A 22258-nucleotide genomic window follows, 5' to 3' on the forward strand; every position below is an offset into this window, starting at 1 on the left:
GTCAGAGTCGTCTGATTCTGCAAAGGGGGGCTTTTTCGGCGAGAATACCAGCTCGATGTCAGTGGTGAATTACGGCTCAATATTGCCCCTCAACAAGGACTGTATGCGGTGACGGAAATGGAATTGACGCCCAGTAAAGAGCTGCCCCCTCTGTATCATGACTCCTCTTTCTGGGGCATGACGGTCACCCAGTTCTGGGGCGCCTTTAATGATAATCTCTATAAACAGCTCGTCTTATTGTTCTGCGCGCAACAGGCATTACAGGCACAAACCAGTGATCAACAGGGAATCGCCCTGGCGGTCTTCGCTCTGCCGTTTGTCTTCTTTTCCGGTCTGGGAGGCTGGTATGCCGACCGCCACTCCAAACGCACGATTGTCATCGCCTGCAAAGTCGCGGAAATTGTCATCGCCCTGTTGGCGATGGCCGCGTTCTTTACCGGACATTTACTGCCGCTGCTGGTAGTTCTCGGCTTGCTCAGTACGCAAAGCGCCATGTTCGGGCCGGCCAAGTATGGGATTCTGCCGGAAATGCTGCGTGATGATGATCTGCCGCAGGCCAACGGCGTCATTCAGATGACCACCTTTCTGGCGATTATTTTCGGAATGGCGTCGGCCGGTTTTGTGAAGCAGGCCTTTCCGGATGCACTCTGGAAAACCAGCTATTTCTGTATCGCGATTGCCGTGATCGGTACGATCTCCTCGTTCTGGGTTCGCAGAACGCCGGTGGCGCATCCCGGGCTTCCTTTTCGCTGGTCGACACTGGGTATCAACGCAGAAACCCGCACCTTACTGATCCAGGATCGCCGCCTGCTGTCGGTGCTGTTGATCTCTTCGGTCTTCTGGTTCGTGGGTGGCATCATTCAACCTCTGGTCAATATTTTTGGCATCGGTCAACTGCACCTCAGCGTCAGCCGCACGAGTCTGATGGCTGCCTGCATGGGCGTGGGAATCTCGGTCGGGTGTGTGATGGCGGGCCGCGTTTCTCATAAACGGGTCAACTTTAAACTCGTCACCATCGGTGCCTGGGGCATCGTGGCTTGTCTTGTCGTGATGTCGGGCATTGGCTGGTGGGGACCTGCTGACGGCGTGGAAACGCTGAAAGAAGCCGACACCTCATTATGGAATTCCTTCATCCCCAAAAACGCGGCCGAATGGATGGCCCGCTCGGTGCTTACGCTGCTTGGCTTCTTTGCTGGCCTGTTCGTGGTGCCGCTGCAGGTGGAACTGCAGACTCGGCCTCCCAAATCGCAAAAAGGCCGCATGATAGGCACTATGAATCTGATCAACTGGGTCGGCATTGTGCTCTCCGCCCTGTTTTTCGGGATCTTTACGACCGTTTGCAATGCGCTCCACTGGCCGATGAGCCACGTATTTCTGTTTCTGGCTCTGGTGATGCTACCCATCGCGGTCTTGTATCACCCCAAAGATGAAGTCCTGGCTCATAGTGCCCCTGAACTTTCAAACTAAGGCTTGACCAGCGTCTGAGATCAAGCAGAATGAAGAGAGAAGCGTTTCTTCCGTTGAATCCACAATCCGAGCAGAGCACCGATGACCAGACAATTTGAATTCAATCCCACTAATGTCAATACAATCCTGGATCAGACCTGGCAGCACCTGACCTCAGCCGTTGAGACGGAAACCCATCCCTGGCGATTGGGAAATCTGGCGACTGTCACCGCAGACAGACCTCGCGTGCGGACTGTCGTACTAAGGGACGTGCAGCGGGGAGAACGGGAGCTCATCTGTTATACGGATCGGAGGTCCGATAAAGTTGCCGAATTACAAGCGTCCCCCTGGATCGAATGGGTGACCTACGATCCCGTCACACGAGTGCAGATTCGTCTGCGAGGCATCGCGACCGTGTACATAAACGATGATCGAGCCGCACAACACTGGGAGAACAGCAGTCTTGAGCATCGTCGGAGCTATATTACAGTTTCCGCACCGGGCACCAAGGCGGAGAGCGCCGTGCCCAATCTGCCGGATTTTCTGTTTGATCGTCTGCCTAATGATGAAGAAGCTCAGTTGGGTTTTGAAAACTTTGCGGTGATTGTCTGCCGCATCGAACATCTGGACTGGCTGCAGCTCCGCCGCAATGGTCATCTCGCGGCCCAGTTCCTCTGGACCGACAAATGGGAAGGCCATTGGAAATACGCATGAACATGATGTATCTGCAACAAAAACATAATCAAATTAGAGGCATGCTTTGATGTCAGGACAACGCTGGATAACAATCGGTCTGCTGCTCGGATTGGCGTTGCTGGGGTTTGCATTACTTTCGCCTGCCGTTTTTCGATCACGAGAAGCGGCCCGCCAGACACAGTCAAAAGATAATCTGAAACAGATCGGTCTGGCTGTTCTGAATTATCATGAGACTGAAGGCAGCCTCCCACCGGGCGGCATCATCCGCGAAGACGATACCGCCATGCAGGGCTGGATGACGATGATCCTCCCTTATGTTGATGATACCCCTTATTTTAGCTGGCTGGACCTGAATGAATCCTGGCAAAGCCCTCGGAATACGTTCGTTTTTGGTACGGCACTTCCTGTTTTTTTAATTCCAGGAGTCAATGCGCGTCTGACTGCCTCTGGTTTTGGACTGACCTGTTACCAGGGGAACCCGAATCTTTTGTATCGCAACAGCGGTGTGACTTTTAGCCAAATGAAAAACGGAACCGCACATACCTGGCTGGCAGGCGAAGTGACTGGTAATTTTCAGCCATGGGCCTATCCCTTCAACTGGCGGCCTCTGGGAACAAAGCTGTGTGCAGGGCCCGCCAGTTATGGATACCCCGAATGGAACGGCGGTCATCTGTTGTTCGCTGATGGCAGCGTTTCCTTTTTTTCACAGGAAACTTCTCCCGAAATCTTGAAACGCTTTGCGGCAGCCCCTCCCATCGCGACCGCGGAGCAGATAGCCACCCCCGACCAGGTTTTTCAAACGGGGCCCTTTCAGTTGGAATCCATCAAGCTCGAGTCTGATACAGAAAGCAAGCACAACTACTTTGGCAGAGCGCTGAAAAACAGTGAAGCTAAGCTGCTGCTTATTCAAGTGTTTTACGTTGAGAAAGGAGCATCGACACAAAAAACAGGTGGCCCGTCTCCGCAGCTTCTGTTAAGCGTTGATTCCAGTACAGACATTGCCCAGGCATTAAAAGAAACCTCAATGGCCGAGGACGCGACCTCCGAACAGTTAGCAGCGAATGTGAAAACATTACAGACGCTACAGCAGAAAATGGTGCCGAACTAAGAGAATGGCTCTTGCTTTTCCAGCTAAAATTACGAACCTGCTTTCGTTTCATCGTGCAATTTCGAGATCAATAGAATGACAATTTGAATGAATACGATTCAAGCTGAAGCAAACCTCGAGCCTTTCGAAACAAGTGATAAAATTCGCTCCTTAAAACAGGTCAGATTGGGAGTGGCAATTGAATTTGCTGGTTTTGTACTCATCCTGCTTTCCATCATCGCAGGACCAGTAATTGCTATCGGCAGGCTTCCTCCGTTATTCCACTTAGTCTTCCGATTTATCAGCCTCTCTGGTGCGATTTTGATGGTATTGGGGCCCATTGCCTGTCTGACAGTTCCTGAAGAAGCACAAGCCAGGAAGATCTTGATGGCCTCTATCGGGGGTAAGATCGTCAATGTCGCCGCCTTTATCATAGGCTACTTTTATTCGGAATCATTTGGTGACATTTTTCAATTTATTCTGAGTATTTTCAGTGCCCTGGGCTACATCTTCTTTATTTCGTTCATGGCAAAAATAGCGTTGTATATTCAATCAAGGGAGCTACAAACAGAAGCCCAGGGATTTTTTGCTTTCGCCATTTTTATGTTACTTGGATATATTTTCATAATGATCGGTGCGTTCTTTGGTATCATGATAGGAGCGATTTTGATTCCGTTCGTTGCGCTTTGGATGGCGATTCTCTATCTCAAACTACTCGCGAAATTATGGGTTGCCCTCTCGCCAACATAATCATTTCAAATTCAGTGTCTGATACCACCGTCTGGGAGTCCTTCAGTGGAAGGAGCTTTTAAAATGGCTCAGCAACGTCGAGCAGGTCTGACCTGGGTGGAGCTGTTCATTGTGATCGGCATTCTGACGCTGATGATGGCCTTACTCCTGCCAATGGTTCAGAACGCTCGAGAACAAGCCCGTAAGGCGAGTTGGAAAAATTATCTGAAGTCTATCGGTCTAGCACTTCACAATTATCATGATACATATCGGTTCTTCCCCCCTGGCGGGATCATTCGAGAAGACGATGTTGCCATGCATGGCTGGTTGATGATGATCATGCCTTATCTGGATGCCAATCCGCTATCTGTCATGATTGACTATGATCAACCCTGGGGGCACCCGGCAAATATTCCCGTTTTTAAACGTTCGATCCCTTATTATATGATTCCCGACGTAGATTTAGGATTGACCAGTGCCGGTCATGGTTTGACTCAAGTGCTGGGGAATCCGAATCTGATGCACCGCAACAGTTCGGTGAGACTCAGAGAACTGAAAGGAGGGGCTGCCCATAACTGGTTTGCGGGAGAAATCGCTGGCAATTATCAGCCATGGGGGTATCCATTTAACTGGCGACCGCTGGGAACCAAACTGTGTGATGGGCCAGAGAGTTTCGGTCACTCTGCCTGGGACGGCGGTCATCTGCTGCTTGTGGATGGTCGTGTCTCTTTTTTTTCGGATGAGACCTCTCCCGAAATTTTAAGACGTCTGGCAAATGCGCCCCCTGTTGCGACCAGAGACCAGACCGCTGTCCCGGACAAGACTTTTCAAATCGGTAATTTTTACTGGGACCGTTTTGAACTGCAGTCTGATCCGCAAGGGAAGAACAAATATCTGGTGCAGGTCTTGCATAATCCAACGGGGACGCCGTTGCAAATCAATGTCCACGTCACAAAAAGATTTACTCCCGAAGAATTGACATATCATAAAACCAGTATTGAAGTTCTGCATTTATTATCGCAGATCACTCCGTCTACCGACGTCGCCTCGACTCTCAAAGCCACAACCCTCGCGGAAGCGACGAGCCCCGCACAGTTTGCAGCGAATGTGAAAACGCTGGAATCGCTGCAAAAACAATTGCTGAAAAAATGATGGTTTCATTCTGCTGGCAGACAAAATCTTGTGTCTGGTGCTGCGTCTGCTAAGATGTTTCTCTGTCGAATAGGAACAACCACTATTTTTGAGTGAAGTCAGAGATCTGGGAAGCATGAATAACGAATCAGAAGTAGCGTCGAACTCAGATCGGACTTCGGGTGAGCAATGGCTTCAGGGAACCTCGACATCACTGAAACGGACCAGGCAGGGATTTACTCTGTTTCTTTACGGCTGCATTCTGGTCTGCCTGGCGGCGCTGGGAGTACTCTATTTTGAGTTCAGCACAGAACTGATGTCTGTGGTCATGCAGGTCCTGCCTGTCACGGCGCTGATGGGAAATCTGATTATTTTCGCAGGGGCTCTGTTACTTTTCTCAGTGCCGACAGAAGTCAATTCCCGCGGTTTACTCATCGGGGCGGCAGTCGGCTTTTTCGCCAAAGTGATTTTTGCGGGAACCGTCTTTTGGGGTCCTGGATTTCTGGGGCTGCCCTTGGCACTCTGCCTGAAGTTGGCAGCATATATTGGTTTGATTCTGTTTGCGCTATTCCTGAGAAACTTGCTGTTGTATCTCAATCGTTCCGATCAGTTGGTGAAAGTCTACGGCCTGTTGGTAACGTCGGTGTTGTTTCTGCTGGGATCCTGGTGCATGGAACTGATGATGGATCTCGGATTGATCAAAATCACTTTGATCCACATTTACTCGGTGATGCTGGTGGGATTGTTTCTGTATCCCTGTCTGTTCTATAGCCTCAAAAAAGTATTAGCCCCATGAATGAAATCGAACTCGCGGGCCATAGCAGCGTAAGAGTTTATCTTCAACCAGGCAGTATGATCAAACACAGTAAGACGAGTTAGCAACACAATTCACAGTGAGAAGAAAACATTAGAAGATCCTTTGTAGAGCAGTCATTCCAGATTGGAATTTCGACAAATATCGCTTTGGATTTGATTTCAATACTATACGGCGGTCAGGTGTTTTGTATAGTAGGTGCAGAATTATATTTTTTGAGGGATAGGAGATCAGGAGCCTGATGATGTCTGATGAAACCGATGCCGCAGAAATGAATCTGAGAGAAGCGGCATTATCATCAGGTGAGCTATGGATTCGGGAAGGCTCTGCTTCGTTGAAACAAACGAAACGAGGCCTGGATCTGGTCTACTTTGGTATCGGGCTCGTAGTTGTTTCAATATTAGCGGCCTTGTATCTTCTGCTGACATCGCGACTGCCAATAGTATCCATGACGGTGCTCCCTTTCGTGGGATTGTTAGGGTATCTGATGATCTTTGTGGGGCCGATCTTATGTCTGGCCGTTCCCGAGGAATCGGGGACTCGTGGTTTACTCGTTGGATCGGCCGTCGGTTTGAGTGCCAATCTCATCTATTATGGCACAGATTTCTTTGACCCTGGTTTTTTAACGATGCCCATGCGACTTTTCTTGAAGCTCGCATCTGTGGTCGGGTTGATTCTGTTCGTTCTGTTTATAAAAAAACTGACGATGTATATTAATCGACCGGATCTGACCGCGAAAGCACAGTATCTGTTGGTCACAACGGTTCTGCTTTTGATGGGAGTCTGGTTAGTTTATTTTCTTGAGCATCTCCGCATCTTTTTCAATGTCAGCCCACTCATCATTACTACAGGGATCATATTGGCGTTGGTGATTTATACCTATATTGTGGGGAGCATCAAGGAAGAGTTAATTTCACCGTCTTAATCAGTTTCATTGACTCGTTCATTGCAAGTACCAGCCAATGACTGGCAATCTGGAGAATAGACTGTGACCTCAGATGTAGCCACATGGTTCTAACATTTTAAAGGAAAGATTACATGTCAGAGGAATTCAGTATCGAAGGAAATGTTCCGGAAGAAGCCGCTCTGACTCCGGGTGAGCAATGGAACCTGGAAGGATCTGCTTCCTTACGGCAGACCCGACTTGGGCTGACTTTTGAATATGTCGGTATTGCCTTGATGCTTTTGTCGGTACTGGGAGCTATGTTCGTCGCGATAGCCAGGCTGCCGCCGATTCTGCTGCTGATAATGCCCTTCGTCATGATTGTCGGTGCGCTGATGATGTTCGTCGGGCCGATTATCTGCCTGGCGGTTCCGAAAGAATCGGGGGCTAAGGAACTATTGATCGGTTCGGTTGTCTGCCAGTTTGCGAATATTTTCTATTCCGTGACCGAATTTTTCATCCCGACGTTGATTCCCGCTCCCTTCAAAATTGGGTTGAATTATTGCGGAATTTTCGGCTTGATCCTCTTTATTCTGTTTATGAAAAAACTCGCCCTCTATATCAATCGTCAGGATCTCTCGTCGAAAGCCACCCACGTGCTGGTGTTTGGAATCTTTATGGTGATTGCTTCCATTATGATTATTTTTTTATTGCTTGCACAGATGATTCCTCCGTTGAGCATTGTTCTGCTTCCCATCGGTGCGCTGATTGCTTTTGTGATGTATGCCAATCTGATCGGTTATTTGAGAAAGGCGTTGGCCCTGAGGACCTAAGAATTGTTCCCACACTTGTATATCAATTGTGGAGTGGCGGCTATTTTTCCCCAAATTCCGGCTTCTGGAATCAAAAATCTGAATTTCTTTACACTGAATCGCGTTCGGGCCGGGGGCTCAGCTTGACGCATAAATTCAGGGGCAATATACTCGCGCGATGGACTTATTTATCTCGTTGTGAGAGAATGAGTTTTGGACTATTTCATATTTACTGCGAGAGACTCTCATGAAGAGCGAACATAGACACGATCTGCAAACCAACGACCTGGGCAAACTGATGGTTCAGGCAGAACCATTTGTGGAAAAATACGGCGTGAAAGCAATCGTGGCAGCCGGTGTTATTTTTGTTGCCGTGCTGGGCTATTTCGCCTGGTCTTCCTCGCGAACGGACCAGGCAGCAGAAGGCTGGACCCGATTAGCCGCCTGTACGTCTACTGAGGATTTTGAAACCGTTTCCGAAGAATTTTCCGGCACCAGTGTCGGGCAATGGGCGTTGGTCCACGCAGCAGAAAGCCATCTGCAATCCGGCATTCGCAATTCGTTTACCGATCGCAGTGCCGGGGATCGTGCTCTGGGAGATGCGAAAGAACAATTTCAGCAACTGCTCGATTCCGCCAGCACCTTGCCGGAAATTCGTGAGCGTGCCCTGTTTGGAATGGCCCGCACTGAAGAATCCGTGTCGGATGGTGATCTGAAAAATGCGATCGAACTCTATCAAAAGTTGATCCAGGAATATCCCGATTCCATCTTCCGGAAATTGGCCGAGCAACGCGTGAAACCAGAGGAAGGCGAAAAAGTCGCTGTTCTGGATCAGGAAGAAACCAAGAAATTTTACAAATGGTTCCATGCTCAGACTCCCAAACCCGGTGATCGTCAGCGACCCGGATTTAATATGCCGATGCCTGGTGCCGCACCCGGCGGCGCACCCACGGGTTCAAGTGAAACCCCCGGCCTTCCGGCACTTCCCGGGCTCCCAAGTCTGCCCGGGCTTCCCGATCCCATCACGTCTTCTCCTTTGACCGATGACAACAAGACGGACGAAACAAAACCGGGCGACGCCAAGCCAGAGGCACCTGCCAAAGCAGATTCAAAATCAGCTGAAAAGCCGGCTGCTTCTGAAGAGTCTGCCAAAAAAGCGGAAACTCCCGCTGAAAAGCCGAAGTCGGAACCAGCGACCGAAAAGAAACCATAATGTCCGACGAACTTTCGTCACCTCCTGAGCTCTCCAGCGAACCGATTGAAATTACAGTCGAGGCACGCGCTCATGGCTGGCGGATCGACCATTATTTGTGTCGCCTGTATCCCAATTACACACGTGTGCTGTTTCAGAAAGCGATTAAGCAGGAAGCGGTACTCGTCAACGGTTTGCCCGTCAAAGCGGCGCGGCGGATGCGTGTGAACGATCGTGTTTCTGTGCGCTTGCCCGAGATGCCGGACAATCAGCTGCCTCCGGAAGATATTCCGATCGACATCGTTTACGAAGACGACTGGATTGCCGTCATCAATAAGCCATCGGATATGATCGTGCATCCGGGAAAAGGGAATTACGCAGGCACTCTGGCAGGAGCCCTGCAGCACCACTTCGATCAATTGAGTGACGTCGCCGGCCAGTATCGCCCAGGCATAGTACATCGACTTGATCGAAATACGAGCGGCATCATGGTGGTTGCCAAGGATAATCAGGTGCATGCGAAGTTGAGCGCCCAGTTTGAAAAACGGGAAGTTCAAAAGGAATACCGGGCGATTGTCTGGGGCCGCGTGGAGTTCGATACCGACTACATCGATACGTTCATGTGTGTGCATCCCCGTGCACGGGAAAAGATGATTGTCTGCGATGAGGGGGGGAATGCCCGTAATGCGTTTACCTATTACGAAGTGATCGAACGCTATAAAGCATTTACCTATGTGAAGCTCAAGCCCCGCACCGGGCGCACGCACCAGTTGCGGGTTCATATGCAACATATTGGTCATTCCATCGTGGCGGATCGCGTCTATGGTGGCCGGATCGCGTTGAAAATGAAAGACCTGAGTGTCGAAGCCGAAGCGGCAGCAGTGGAGCAGGAGAGTGATGTTTTAATCGAGCGCCAGGCACTTCATGCATATTGTTTGGAATTTAGTCATCCTCAGAGTGGAAAACCGATGAAATTTGAGGCACCATTACCGGAAGACATGGAAAAAACACTGGCCGCGTTAGACCAATACCAGAAGGAAGAATGAAGATGAAACTCGCTAAAGTTTTGTTGTCAAACGGAGAACGTCATGTTGCCATCGTGGAAGAAAACGGCGTTCAGCTTCTGGATCTCAGTCAGGTCGATCACTGTCATCGCTTATCAGATATTTTGTTTGCGCCCGATCCCATCGGACTGGCGAAATTTCTGATCAATACGGAACTGCCTCCTGTTCCCTTTAATCAGCTGGAATTTCTGGCACCCATTGACCATCAGGAAGTCTGGGCGGCCGGCGTGACGTATAAACGGAGTCAGGTCGCTCGAATGGAAGAGTCCGAAACGGCTGCGTCTCACTACGATCAGGTTTATACGGCGGACCGTCCGGAGCTGTTCTTCAAGGCAACGCCCAATCGGGTCTGCGGTCCGAATCAACCCGTGCGCGTGCGTTATGATAGTCAATGGTCCGTGCCCGAACCCGAATTGGCACTGATCGTTTCCCCGGATTTACGACTTGTTGGCTACACGGTTGGCAACGATATGTCGGCCCGTGACATCGAAGGCGAAAACCCGCTGTACCTGCCTCAGGCAAAATTCTATAAAGACTGCTGTGGCCTGGGCCCCTCTGTTCTGCTGCATGAAAAACCGCTGGAACGGGAAGCGACAAAAATTATTCTGACAATCGAACGCGGCGGTGAAGAAGTTTTCCAGGGGAAAACCTCTGTCGCCGAGATGGCTCGCGGGCTGGAAGATTTGATTAGCTGGTTAGGGAAAGAAAACGACTTCCCCAGTGGTGCGATTTTATTAACGGGAACCGGCATTGTGCCCCCTGATGAATTCACGCTCGAAGATCGTGATATCGTCTCGATCGAAATCAGCGGGATCGGTACCCTGATCAATCCGGTTGTCAAAGACGCTGCACCCTAGTTGTTAATTGCTTTGAGCGCGGGTGCTCTGGTTTGCAGAACTGCTTCGATTTCCGCCAGCGAGGGCAGTGCATCCCGATTTCCCAATCGCTCGCATTTCAGGGCCGCCGTCACGCACGCGAATTGCAACACGCGCTTTAGAGGCCACTCTTCCAGAATGGCATAGAGCAACGCGCCGCTGAAGACGTCGCCTGCGCCCGTGGTATCGAGCGAGAGCACAGGCAGCGCCGCACAATGCAGGCAACCTGCTTCCGTAAACAGCCACGCCCCGCGCGTGCCATCGGTAATGGTGACGATCTCAGGTCCTTGTGCCAGCAATTTCCTGCCGGCGGCGTGTACGTCGTCGGTTTGCAGGTACTCGGTGATGAATCGCCGGGGGCAGTTCATCACATTCAGATAAGGAATCAATTCCGGCATGCCCGGTTTTAAGGAGCCCGTATCCAGGGAGACGAGCGCACCGGCCTGCCGCGCCAGCCGGGCTGCCTGCAGACTGGTTTCCGGCGGCCAGCCATCCAGGTGCACGGCTCTGGTCTGGCGAAACGGTGTCTCATCCAGTTCGCTCGGCGGCAGCCAATGCTGGGGCCGATAGCAGGCAATTGTGCGGGTTCCCGCCTGTTCGTCGATCCAGACCTGCGCATAGCCGGAACGCGTTCCGGGTAACATGCGGCTGGCAGAGAGGTCCAGGTTTTCCGTAGCGAGGTCTTCGGCAATCAGCGGGCCATATTGATCGTCGCCCCAACTGCCGAGAAATGCGCACTGCTTACCGAATCGCTTGAGCAGAACCTGTGCGGTAGGAACCGGACCACCAACCTGATAGGCGTCGCTGATGATATTGGTTTTTGTATCCTGATCCGGATGTTCTGCTAACACTACCAGATGATCCACGACCACTAAACCGACGCCGACAACATCATACTTCATAAACGGGCTGTTCTATTTTTCGAATGCATGCAGGGTTGTTACAGTTTCTTCTCCCAGAAGAGGGCCTGCCCCATTTCCGGATCAAGTTCATAGCCGGAAAATCCAAATTTGGAATACGCGGCGCGGGCACGCTCATTACCTTCCAGAACTTCCAGAGTGAGTTTACAGCATCCGCGTGCTTTAGCAATGGTCTCGACGTGATCAAATAACTGCCGGGCCAGCCCCTGTCCTCGATAGCCGGATGCCACAAATACATCATGGATATTGAGCAAGGGTTTGCAGGAGAATGTGGAGAAGCCTTCAATGCAGATCACAAGCCCTGCAGGTGTTTCATTTTCAAACGCCAGTACCACGAAGGTATCCGGCCGCCCGTGTAAAGTGCCTGCCAGATTGTATCGCACATCCTCCGGCAGCGGTTTTCCGCCCCCTTCAGGGCTGTGCGCATAACTGTTTAAAAGGAATACGACCGCGTTGGCATGTTCGGGATCACTCAGATCCGCTTCGAAGATTTTCATCAGGTTTTCTTTTCCTTGAGGAATCGGGTAATGTTGTCTGTCGAAGCTATTCTTTTTCTAATGTTTATTTTAATCTGTCATGCAAAATTTAGGGAGCTTCTTTTTCAGAAAGAGTGTGGCTTACAATTGAAAGATGGTCTCTTTATTTTACAGAGAAACTTAAAGTACAGCGATGAAAATTATTCCGGTCCTGGACATTCTCAATCAAACGGTCGTGCATGGCATCGCCGGTCAGCGCGACCTGTATCAGCCGATTCAGAGCCGTCTGACGGGTTCCAGTCAGCCCCTCGACATTGCCCGCGCGTTGCGGTATGAATTTGATTTGACCGAATTCTATGTGGCCGATCTGGATGCGATTCTGCATCAAAGGCAGAATCGGGATCTTTACGAGTGTCTTCTGGAAGAGGGGTTCACGTTCCTGCTCGATTGTGGTCTGCGGTCTGCCAGTGATGCCGGGCCGCTGAGTTCGCTGGAAGGCGTCTCCATCGTTGCTGGTCTGGAAACCATCAATAGTCCTCAAGAGCTGAAGACACTGGTGCAGCAGTGGGGCGCAGCGCAGACAGTTTTCAGTCTCGATTTGAAACAGGGCGAGCCGCTCGTCAGTCCGTCATCAGAGAATCTGTTTGCGAATTTGAGTGACCCGCTGGATGTTGCAGAGCTTGGTCTCGAGCAAGGGGTGCAACGAATGATTCTGCTGGACCTGGCACAAGTTGGAACGGGGACGGGAACCGGAACGGAAGCACTCTGTCAAACCTTACGCCATCGCCATCCCGCACTGCGGCTGATTACAGGTGGCGGCATCAGTCAGGCCGCCGATCTCCTTGCGCAGGCAGAACTCGGTGCGGACAGTGTCCTGGTGGCATCTGCTTTGCACGATGGACGTATCGGGAGAGACGCAGTGCTCTCCCTTTTCTAGACTGTGTCCAGTTTTACTGTAGCGTCTCCAAGGTCATCTGGACCGAGTATATTAGAATGAGACACGCTATGATAAAATGTGATGCGCTCTAGAGCAGGTTATTTCAGCAGATCGGGGAGTGCTTTTTTCAGATCGGAGACGGTCGCACTCCGATTGACGACCTTGCCCGATTTGTCGACGAGAAACATGGTCGGCAATGAGATCACGCCGAAGTCACGCGCCGGGGCACTTTCCAGTCCCCCCTCTTCGTGAATATGAGCCCAGGGAACTTTGTGCTGTTCGATATACTTTTCGGCTAACTTGGGAGTCGCATCAAGGTTGATACCCAATACGTCAAAACCCTGGCTGTGGTATTTGCTGTAAAGCTCCTGGATTTGCGGCAGATCTTCCGTGCAGGGTTTGCACCAACTGGACCAGAAGATGACCAGCAGCACTTTGCCACGATATTGCTTCGCGTTAATGCTGCCGCCACCGAGAGACGTTCCCGCTAAGTCGAGTTCTTTGCCCGCCAGATTCATCCGTCGCAAGGCGCCGGCGCCGCGGGTTCCTGCTTCCGAGCTGGCATGGCTTTCGACCAGTTTCGTATACCATTTTTTGGACTCCGCGACTTTTCCGCTGAATTCCTGCGTGACCGCCAACTGCAGCATCGCTTCGGCAGAATCGTCTGAGTTGGGGTACTTTTTAATGAAGTCTTCCAGCTGCGTCAGCCACCAGGTCTGCACATCGCGGAGTTTATCGCTTTGAGTTGTCTGCAACTGTGAACTGTAATCTGCCAGCAGTGTGCGATAGGTGACATAAGCGACCAGATCCTGATCCTGTGAGTTCTTCTGAACCTGATCTCGAATTTTCTGCAGCTGTTTTAATCCGTCCCGGTATCCGACCGTCTGGACGGCTGCGGCCAGCCCATCAACCATTTGCCGCGTCCATTGTGACCGTTCGTCTTCATTTTTCGAAGCGGCAATCAGCTTTTCAATAATCACAACACGGTCGGCATTGTATTTGGCAATCGCCTGGGGGCCTTTGTCCGGAGTCGGGCTGTTCTGATCGAGTTTCTGAAGGTCATCCAGTAGGCTCTGCATCTCTTTGGAAAGTCCTACTGTCGAATTTGTAGGCAAACTGGCGTTCCCCGCAACCGGCTGCATCAGGGTTCCCCCTTCGGTCACCTGCATCGATTCGCCTTCAATTGGCAGAGGAACCTGAGTCAGTCGCCAGACATCGCCGACGCGAATCAGTTCGCCAAATTGAATCAGGCCGCTTTTGCCTTTGGTATCTATGATGGCCATCACATTTTCGAAGACATGCAAATCTTTGTCCGTTTTGATGCTATCTGCGGGGATCAGCCCGGGCATGGCTCCGTCAAAGCGAACCCAGACTGTGTCCGGGGTGATCATTTTGGTTTTGGCAAGCATGGCAGGAATTTCCTGCGGCGCTCCCTGGGCCGATTCACGAATTTTATCGGCAAAGGGATTCTTGATGCCGGCATCGGCGACTTCGTCTTCCGTGATCAAGAGCGACTGGAACAGCTTTGTATTGTTGCTGGCTAAAGCGGCGATGGCGACTCTGGTGACTTCCTCAGCAGAGATCATTTTCCATTCGTCAATCACGCCGTCTTCATCTTTATCAATGCCCCAGCGCGTTCCCGCCAGATTCATCCAGCGTGAGCCATCGACTTTATTATTAAAGTTGGCATCGATATCCCGATAGACTTCCAGTCCACGATTGAAGTAACGCCATTGATCTACGACATTATCGCCGTTGGTGTCCACGAAGCGTCTCAAGACTTGACCATTCGGGCCATACACAATCCAGCCCGAACTGTTTTTGTTCTGCTCGACCTCGACCTTACAACGGCTGTATTCCGACTTTTCCGGAATTTCGATTTCGACGTCTTTTTGAATTGGCTTGAACGTCAACGCCAGTTCAACAGACGGGGCATCAGCCGCCGGCAGTGAACTCGAGAACAAAATGAGGGAAGCGAATACTGTTAAGAACGAGATTCGACCAATAGACATATCACAGGACTCCGATTCCGTTGGCACGCATACTTTAAATAGGCTGACAAACTACAGTGTCGCGATTTTAGTAGAAAACCGGTCTATAGGTCACCCTCAATTTTCAGGATTCCCGGGAAAGCCACCTGTATCACATCAAATGGCCGGTTTAATTTAACAGCAGACCGGCATAACCGACGACGCGGGAGAGATCACCTGTAATCTGACCCGAAGTGGTATAGCCAACTTGTTCTACACGACTCAGCTTACCCATTTTTTGGAGTGTTTTCATCACAATGACGGCCGGCAGGACGCCGCACATCGAAATATGGTGTTCCTGAACTACTTCCAGCAATCCATCCGGATCCATGTTGCGCATTTTCTCCAGCGCCAGTTCATCCAGTCGACGATTTTCCGCATCGGTGGCGAAATGATTCATGTCGCTGGATATCAGCAGCAGCGGAGGTTCATCCAATCCCTGAATCACATGCGACAGACCTTCGGCAAATTCTTCACAGCGTTTCAGATTGCCTCCACCAATGGCGATTCCCACGACCTGTGAATTGGGGGCCAGCCGTTTGATCATCGGGAGCTCGACTTCAATGGCGTGTTCGCGCCGGTGGGCGGCGGCGTCCCGTTCCAGTCCTGGTATCTGCTCCGATAGTGTTTTGGCCAGATCGCCGTTCGATTCCAGTTCACCGTTCGGTAACTGCCAGACTCGATGCGGGGCGACGGCCCACTCGACTCCTTCACGCGTATGCTTGGGGCCGATAACAATAATTGTGGCTGGGAATTCGATTCGTTTCAGAACGTCGGCGGCAATTTTCCCGGAATACATCCAACCGGCATGGGGGACCATCGCAGCTGCCCAGCGTTCGGGGGTACCCGGTTCATGGAACAGGTCATTCAATTGCCCTTCGAGCGTGCCCGGATCGGCGGGATAAAACGTGCCGGCAACACCGGCTGGTCTGATTGCTGGCCCCAGTTCTGAGCGGGGACGATTCACAATTTGAAAACGGGAGGCCGCGGTCTGAACTGCCAGGCTGAATATCTGAGCTGACTCGGGTTGCGTGATTCCCACGGCCTGTTGTGCCGCGTCGATCAGTTGGGCAGCTTCCTGTTCGCGCTCAAAGAACCAGCCTGTTTTCTGACCTTCAATCAACAACAGGCTGCGGTTTTGTGAATCGAAATCGGTAAGGTCCGCAGCTTCCACGGTGCCGTGCATTGCGGGATCGGAAGCCAGAACCAGTTTGACCTGAAATTCTCCCGGGCGCAGATTCAGCCGTGCAATGTTCTGCACCAGTTGTTGACAGAGTGAGAACACTGTTGACTGCATCGGAAACGATTGTTTCAACGTCCATTTTGTAAGTGCCAGTTCTTCGTCGGTGTCTGTTTTCGTCAGCAGCAGCGCCACGCCTTGAATGTTGGTATCTGAAACGTGAGGGCAGTAGTACATGGGGACCTGCCCGCTCATTAAAGCTTCAATGGTTGATTGCACGTACTGCAAGTATTGTGCAAATTCGCGTTGTTCTAATATTTTCTGACTGGCAGATTCAACTGGTGCTGTTGTCATCTCTGCTAATTTGGCGGAACAGGAAATCCCCTGATAGCGTAAGAGGGTGGTCCCCGGGTCTTTCCAGGCAGTCGGGGGGAGTCCTGCTTTGATACAGGTTTGATTCAGAAACTCTTCCGCGTTCCAGCCATGATCGAGGGGAACGCCGGGCAGCAGTAAACCGCTGCGACCGTCGGCTCGAATCTGCAAACCGTGCAGACCGACCGTGACTGCATTGACGCGATCGGTGCCCTGTTCTTCGACCACTTCCAGTTCGGAGAGCAGCCAGACTTCGAGATCGAGCTGTGTTAATTCACTGGAAGAAATCGGAGGAAACCGGGGATCATCTTTGGCCGCTCGAACTGCTGCCTGATGCAGGGCCTGTCCCAGCGGCAGTGGTTGTCCGAAGTTCCCACAGCAGGAACGGAGTTGTCCCTGTCGTTTCAAGCTGACAAACGCCCCGTTGACGACCATCTCTTCCAGTTCACCCAGCGTCAAGTCTTCGGGCTGGGTCTGTGTGGCAGTGCCCACGACGACGGCCGCCGCCTTCTGTAAGAGTTTTTGTTCATGCTCGCTGGAGAGTTCAATGTCGCGCGGTGTTTGATTAGCCTGCATCGGTGAAGAACCTTTCTCTGGACCGGCCTGTTGAGAGTGAGTGTCGGTATGTTGTTTTAGCATCGCCTGGATATCAACGGGCAATCTTTTTTGGCCCCATGTGCCAGGCTCGTCATTAAAGTGACCCGCAATTTGAGTGCCACAGTAACGACATTGATTCTGGTTCAAAGCATATTTGCCTAATTGGTACCAGTTCCGTTCAATCAGCGTCTGCTGGCATCCGGGACAATAGGTGCTCTGTCGTGCGGCATCGTTGACGTTTCCCGTATAAACATATTTGAGTCCCGCTTTGAGCGCGATCTCGCGTGCACGTATCAGGGTTTCAGGGGGAGTGGCACCGCGATCCAGCATGCGGAAGTCCGGATGGAAGGCGGAAAAATGCAGCGGCACTTCGTCGCCAACATTGTCCAGAATCCAGTCGCACATCTGCTGAAATTCACTGCTGTCGTCATTGGCTTGTGGAATCACGAGATTTGTGATTTCAAACCAGACGTCGGTTTCCTGTTTTAACCAGCGCAAGGTATCCAGGACCGGTTGCAGATGCGACAGGGTGACCCGGTAATAAAACTCTTCCGTGAACGCTTTCAAATCGATATTGGCAGCGTCGATATGTTCAAAAAAATCAGCCCGCGCGGATTCGGTAATATACCCGGCCGTGACAGCGACAGTTTTCACGCCCCTCGCGTGGCAGGCTTTGGAGGTTTCGATGGCGTATTCCGACCAGATAATCGGATCGTTATAAGTAAAGGCGACACTCTGGCAACCTAACTCCTCAGTAACCTCGGCAATTTCTTCAGGCAGAGCCCGTGCACTGAGCCGCTCGATTTCCCGGGATTTGGAAATGTCCCAGTTCTGACAGAATTTGCATCCCAGATTACAGCCTGCTGTTCCGAAAGAGAGCACACTGGAACCCGGATAAAAATGGTTCAACGGTTTTTTCTCGATGGGATCGACGCAGAATCCGGTGCTGCGGCCATAGGTGGTCAAAGCCATCTTGCCGCCGACGTTCTGCCGAACGAAGCAAAAACCCCGGTCATTTTCTGCCAGGGCGCAGGCACGCGGACATAAGTCGCAGACGATTTTTTCCCCGTCACGGTGCCACCACCGACCCGGGTAGAGGCCTTGCGCGAGATCGGCTGGCTGGTCTGGCGTAAGAATAGGGAGCGTTTTTTTGGTCATAGTCGTTGTGGATAGCGAAACGGCGTTGAGAAAGGAAGGGAGCCCTGTCCTTTTAGAATAATTCATTCCGCAGGGCAGGGCCAACAGTATGTTGAAATTTCTGACCGGGAACGCGAATAGAATCTCCGTCATCCCCCAGTCGGCAGGAACCTTGCATCAATTTCTTTCACAGCCTGCTGCAGTTGTTACTGTGCTTTTCGGCTCTTCTCGGGTATCATCAGAACCCCTGAATCGACTCTTTGATGACCCTATCTATTATACGAAACTGTCCCGCTAATGTTTGCAGATTATTATTGGTTTTTTGTGGCAGCGACCTCATATTTGGCTGGTTCGGTCCCATTTGGGCTGCTGACGGCCAAAATAGTGGCCGGAACCGATATCCGCAAAGTGGGTAGCGGCAATATTGGTGCCACGAATGTGGCGCGGACACTTGGGGCGAAATGGGGGATTCTGGTTCTGCTGCTGGATGCCTTGAAGGGGTTCTTGCCTGTTTTATTTATTCCGGCGTTGTTCGTGAGTTCTGATTCTCCCGATTTTGACCATGCCCGCGTATTGAGCGGCGTTGCCACGATTCTCGGTCATATGTTTCCGATCTGGCTCGGTTTCCGGGGAGGCAAAGGGGTTGCTACAAGTCTGGGTGTGATAATGGTACTGGGGCCCTGGTCCACTTTAATCGCCGTCGGTGCTTTTGCCTTGACCTTTCTGGTCACGCGCATTGTGGCACTCAGCTCGATTCTCGCAGCGCTCGCCTTTGGTCTGGCCCAGTTTGTACAACTGGATGCGTCGACCTTTACGCACCAGAAATGGAGTCTCGCTCTTTTCAGTATCGCCGTTCCACTTTTAATTATCGTGCGTCACTGGAGCAACCTCGGCCGGATTCTGCGAGGAGAAGAAAAGAAGTTTCAGTTCGGCGGCCGGAATAAGGCGGCAGAAAGCCCTTCAGAAATCAAACAGGATGAAGAAGCGTAGTTGATTTCTGGAAAGATCAAGCCAGCAGAATAAGATCGTCCTGATCAAATCGCTGACTCTGATATTTTATTACGCGATTCCTGTTTCTTACAGGAATGAGGTCTCGGTTAAGATTCCACTCGGATATTGTTCGTCAGGGCATACTGATCGATTTCACTTAACGCAGCATGTGTTGCCAGCTGTTTGTGGTAAAAAGAATCAGTACGTCCCGAGAGTACAACAATCTCTCCCAGAATATCTACTTTTAACGAATGAACCTGACTACCAGTGCGAAATGTAATCGTCTGTTCAATCTTTTCTGAAAGTTTCCTGGCCTTCTGTGAATACGTTTCAACTGTCATAAGCAATCCTCCTTGAAATAAGTTGATGTTCCGACAGACAATCACTTGTGTTCCAGCCAGCGGCGAGATCTATGCTGTCGCAGGACTCAAGGCGGGTAACTCTGAAGCAGTAACTCTTGATCGGCAAGCGGCTAACACGGTTCCACCAGAAGCGGAACACAAATCCATTTTCTGTTATTTTAAATCCTCAGTGGGAGAACTCGTTAAAATCGATCTCTAACATCAATCAAAACTGACTTAAGGTTCCTGTCGCTTAAGCAAGTAAGTTCAATCACTCCGACTGATTCTTAATGATGTAAATTTATCGACCGACACCTCGTTCGTCAAATAAAAATCTTAACGAATGTTTTGATTCGCAGGAAATACCTCGTACCTGGAGCAGGTTTTTATTTCCCGTCGGCTTTTGCGTTCCAGATCCAGACCAGAGCCTCGGGCAGGACCGCTTTGCCGTGGCGACTGCTGTGCATGCCGTGGCCGGTGACGAACCAGAAGTCGTAACCGCTGTAAGCCAGGGCGGCTGCCATCCGCTCGTTGTTCAGAAACCAGTTTCCCAGCTTGTTGTCCAGGTCATTATCGCCATCCTGCAGAAAGACCTTGATGGGCTTGGGAGGATCCAGTTTACGAATCAGCCCGGGATAATCATGGGCTGTTTTCCAGGGACCAAACTGATCGAGGGGGATCGTATTCTCTTTTCGGGAGGGATAATCATTAATGCCTCGGAAATCACAGAAACTGCCGACAAAGGAGATGACCTTCTGAAACAGGTCGGTCCGATGCCAGGCGGCGGTGAACGCACAACTGCCGCCGGATGAGGCACCGCAGATCAAATGGTCTTCCGGTTTCTCGGAAATCCGATACTGCTTGCGCACGACGGGGAGCATTTCTTCATCCAGAAACGTCGCGTATTGTGCGGTACAGGTATCATATTCATTGCTGCGGTTCCGGATACCTGGCTTGCCTTTTGTTTTCGTGGGAATCACACCGGGGTTGATAAAGACGGCGATCGAGACCGGGATTTTTTTCGCGTGGATCAGGTTGTCGAGCACAATGGTGGCGTTTCCATCGCCGTGGCAGTATCCGCCTCCGTCGGTGAATACAATCAGTTTGGCGGGATCACCGGTTTCTGAGTACTGTGCGGGCACATAGACCCACCAGTCGCGGACCGTGCCCGGATATTGTTTTGTGCTCTTGAAAACGGGCATCTGGGTTAGTTTGCCTTGCGGAACTCCTTCCTGTCGAATGCTTTCTGGTTTCCAATCGTAGCTTTCAAAACCAAAGCGACTGAATCGGCCCGCGGGTAAACGACGGCCATTCACGCTATAGCGATAATGAACCGAGGAAAAATTGGGAAAGCGTTCTACGCGGGCGAAGTAACCGGAATCTCCCAACTCGATCATGGGCCACTGGCGGTCTTTTTCAGCAAAGATGATAATATCATCGCCCGGTTTCGCTTTTAAAAACCAGCCTGCATAGCCACCACCATCGTCAGTCTTCTGAATTAAATGGCGGTGGTTGCCTTGGGTTAAGTCTTTTTCTTTCTGATAGCGTTTCAGGAAATAATCGAGGACCTGTTTCTGATTCGCCTGACTGGCGGGCGATTTTAACAGCTTTGAGACATCTTCCAGATTTTGTGGGGCTGCTGACACGGAACTGATGAAAAATAACAGTATGACTGCCAGTGACGCAGTTTGAACTGTTGAGCGGCAAACAGAAAATCGCATTCCACGATGCTCCTGAAAATATTTAAAGTGAGTGAGTTTCATTGATTTCTTACGGACGGCAATCGCGCCTGTCTGTCAAGATACATGTTTTGTTGAACCTATTACACTACGAGACAGGCCGTTTTGCAATTCACTTGCCTGTCCATCCTCAAATCTTCCGATTCGTCTGAGAAATTGGATTCTGTCCGTTTGGATCGACTATGGTTCCAGCTACAATGAGAGTAGGAATGGACCGTAATTATGCGAGAAAGGCAGTTTTAGGACGATGACGCTCGATCCACATCATGCTGTGTATGTTGGCAGTTTTGACCCACCGACATTGGGGCACTTGGATATTGTAGAGCGCGGTGCTCTGATTTATTCCAAGATCACGGTGGGCATCGGGATTAACCCTGACAAACGCCCGCTGTTTTCTCCCGAGGAACGCCAGCAGATGCTGCAGGGGTTGTTAGCCGCCTTTCCGAATGTGGAAGTCAAATGTTTTCAGGGGCTGGCGGTCAATTTCGTGCAGGAATGTGGAGGTGGCGTCATGCTGCGAGGCCTGCGCACGTTGACCGATGTGGAAGCTGAGTTTACCATGTCTCTGGCAAACAGAACCCTGGCCTCGGACATTGAAACCGTCTTTCTGATGGCCAGTGAAAAATATACGCATATTTCCAGCTCTCTGATCAAACAGATCGCCCAGCTGGGCGGTGATGTGGCAGAAGAAAAACTCAAAGATTTTGTGCCGAAACAGGTCGTTGGCCCCTTGGTCGAAAAATTTGCTTCCCGAACTTAAAACGAAACTGGAATCTGCTTCATTGGTAGATTGAAAAAAAGGAGAACATA

General features: G+C 51.0%; 21 protein-coding genes. 15 read left to right on the forward strand and 6 right to left on the reverse strand.

The annotated features are described in order from the left end of the window. Positions 1-117: 117 nt before the first annotated feature. From Enr17x_RS04310 to Enr17x_RS04360, 11 genes are all read left to right on the forward strand, one after another. Positions 118-1467: an MFS transporter gene (locus Enr17x_RS04310; RefSeq protein ID WP_232101060.1), complete on the forward strand. Its 1350-nt coding sequence runs from the start codon at positions 118-120 to the stop codon at positions 1465-1467. Positions 1468-1548: 81 nt separating this feature from the next. Continuing rightward, positions 1549-2160 carry a pyridoxamine 5'-phosphate oxidase family protein gene (locus Enr17x_RS04315; RefSeq protein ID WP_145306226.1) on the forward strand — a complete coding sequence of 204 codons (612 nt, stop codon included), beginning with the start codon at positions 1549-1551 and terminating at the stop codon, positions 2158-2160. Between the two features lie 49 nt (positions 2161-2209). After that, a complete protein-coding gene (locus tag Enr17x_RS04320) occupies positions 2210-3250 on the forward strand; it encodes a DUF1559 family PulG-like putative transporter (protein ID WP_145306228.1) in 1041 nt (346 codons plus the stop codon). Positions 3251-3337: 87 nt separating this feature from the next. Beyond that, positions 3338-3979 carry a hypothetical protein gene (locus tag Enr17x_RS04325; RefSeq protein ID WP_145306230.1) on the forward strand — a complete coding sequence of 214 codons (642 nt, stop codon included), beginning with the start codon at positions 3338-3340 and terminating at the stop codon, positions 3977-3979. A 63-nt stretch (positions 3980-4042) separates the two neighbouring features. Next, on the forward strand, positions 4043-5110 hold the full coding sequence (locus tag Enr17x_RS04330; protein ID WP_145306232.1) for a DUF1559 family PulG-like putative transporter: 1068 nt from the start codon (positions 4043-4045) through the stop codon (positions 5108-5110). 115 nt (positions 5111-5225) lie between these two features. Continuing rightward, positions 5226-5885, forward strand: coding sequence for a hypothetical protein (locus tag Enr17x_RS04335; protein ID WP_145306234.1), 660 nt, complete (start codon positions 5226-5228; stop codon positions 5883-5885). A gap of 259 nt (positions 5886-6144) precedes the next feature. Next, positions 6145-6828 (forward strand): hypothetical protein, encoded by a 684-nt coding sequence (locus Enr17x_RS04340; RefSeq protein WP_145306236.1) that lies wholly within the window; start codon positions 6145-6147, stop codon positions 6826-6828. 113 nt (positions 6829-6941) lie between these two features. After that, positions 6942-7619 carry a hypothetical protein gene (locus tag Enr17x_RS04345; RefSeq protein ID WP_145306238.1) on the forward strand — a complete coding sequence of 226 codons (678 nt, stop codon included), beginning with the start codon at positions 6942-6944 and terminating at the stop codon, positions 7617-7619. Positions 7620-7845: 226 nt separating this feature from the next. Then, on the forward strand, positions 7846-8811 hold the full coding sequence (locus Enr17x_RS04350; RefSeq protein ID WP_145306240.1) for a tetratricopeptide repeat protein: 966 nt from the start codon (positions 7846-7848) through the stop codon (positions 8809-8811). Then, positions 8811-9836, forward strand: a complete 1026-nt coding sequence (locus Enr17x_RS04355; protein ID WP_145306242.1) for an RluA family pseudouridine synthase — start codon at positions 8811-8813, stop codon at positions 9834-9836. Before Enr17x_RS04350 ends, Enr17x_RS04355 begins: the two co-directional genes overlap by 1 nt. 2 nt (positions 9837-9838) lie before the next feature. Beyond that, positions 9839-10711: a fumarylacetoacetate hydrolase family protein gene (locus Enr17x_RS04360; RefSeq protein WP_145306244.1), complete on the forward strand. Its 873-nt coding sequence runs from the start codon at positions 9839-9841 to the stop codon at positions 10709-10711. Here Enr17x_RS04360 and Enr17x_RS04365 read toward each other — a convergent pair. Together Enr17x_RS04365 and Enr17x_RS04370 are read right to left on the reverse strand one after the other, a co-directional pair. Beyond that, a complete protein-coding gene (locus Enr17x_RS04365; protein ID WP_145306246.1) occupies positions 10708-11631 on the reverse strand; it encodes a carbohydrate kinase family protein in 924 nt (307 codons plus the stop codon). The two genes, Enr17x_RS04360 and Enr17x_RS04365, sit on opposite strands and share 4 nt — an antisense overlap. A gap of 38 nt (positions 11632-11669) precedes the next feature. Continuing rightward, the gene (locus tag Enr17x_RS04370) at positions 11670-12149 is read right to left on the reverse strand and encodes a GNAT family N-acetyltransferase (protein WP_145306248.1); all 480 of its coding nucleotides are present in this window, start codon (positions 12147-12149) and stop codon (positions 11670-11672) included. A 169-nt stretch (positions 12150-12318) separates the two neighbouring features. Between Enr17x_RS04370 and Enr17x_RS04375 the strand changes: the two genes are divergently transcribed. Then, the gene (locus Enr17x_RS04375; protein WP_145306250.1) at positions 12319-13062 is read left to right on the forward strand and encodes a HisA/HisF-related TIM barrel protein; all 744 of its coding nucleotides are present in this window, start codon (positions 12319-12321) and stop codon (positions 13060-13062) included. Between the two features lie 98 nt (positions 13063-13160). On the opposite strand, the gene Enr17x_RS04380 is transcribed toward Enr17x_RS04375, so the two are convergent. After that, a complete protein-coding gene (locus Enr17x_RS04380; protein WP_145306252.1) occupies positions 13161-15074 on the reverse strand; it encodes a redoxin domain-containing protein in 1914 nt (637 codons plus the stop codon). Positions 15075-15222: 148 nt separating this feature from the next. Beyond that, entirely contained in the window at positions 15223-18399 is a 3177-nt protein-coding gene (gene amrS / locus Enr17x_RS04385) for an AmmeMemoRadiSam system radical SAM enzyme (RefSeq protein ID WP_145306254.1), read from the reverse strand. Positions 18400-18675: 276 nt separating this feature from the next. On the opposite strand from amrS, the gene plsY reads away from it, so the two are divergent. Then, the gene (gene plsY, locus Enr17x_RS04390) at positions 18676-19368 is read left to right on the forward strand and encodes a glycerol-3-phosphate 1-O-acyltransferase PlsY (protein ID WP_145306256.1); all 693 of its coding nucleotides are present in this window, start codon (positions 18676-18678) and stop codon (positions 19366-19368) included. Positions 19369-19475: 107 nt separating this feature from the next. Here plsY and Enr17x_RS04395 read toward each other — a convergent pair whose 3' ends face one another. Next, entirely contained in the window at positions 19476-19709 is a 234-nt protein-coding gene (locus Enr17x_RS04395; protein ID WP_145306258.1) for a BON domain-containing protein, read from the reverse strand. Positions 19710-19734: 25 nt separating this feature from the next. Between Enr17x_RS04395 and Enr17x_RS04400 the strand changes: the two genes are divergently transcribed. Next, positions 19735-19929, forward strand: coding sequence for a hypothetical protein (locus tag Enr17x_RS04400; RefSeq protein WP_145306260.1), 195 nt, complete (start codon positions 19735-19737; stop codon positions 19927-19929). 166 nt (positions 19930-20095) lie between these two features. On the opposite strand, the gene Enr17x_RS04405 is transcribed toward Enr17x_RS04400, so the two are convergent. After that, positions 20096-21430, reverse strand: coding sequence for an alpha/beta hydrolase (locus Enr17x_RS04405; RefSeq protein WP_198000964.1), 1335 nt, complete (start codon positions 21428-21430; stop codon positions 20096-20098). Positions 21431-21695: 265 nt separating this feature from the next. Between Enr17x_RS04405 and coaD the strand changes: the two genes are divergently transcribed. Then, a complete protein-coding gene (gene coaD / locus Enr17x_RS04410) occupies positions 21696-22208 on the forward strand; it encodes a pantetheine-phosphate adenylyltransferase (RefSeq protein ID WP_145306262.1) in 513 nt (170 codons plus the stop codon). The last annotated feature ends 50 nt before the right edge of the window (positions 22209-22258 follow it).

The sequence above is a fragment of the Gimesia fumaroli genome, assembly GCF_007754425.1.
Taxonomy (GTDB): domain Bacteria; phylum Planctomycetota; class Planctomycetia; order Planctomycetales; family Planctomycetaceae; genus Gimesia; species Gimesia fumaroli.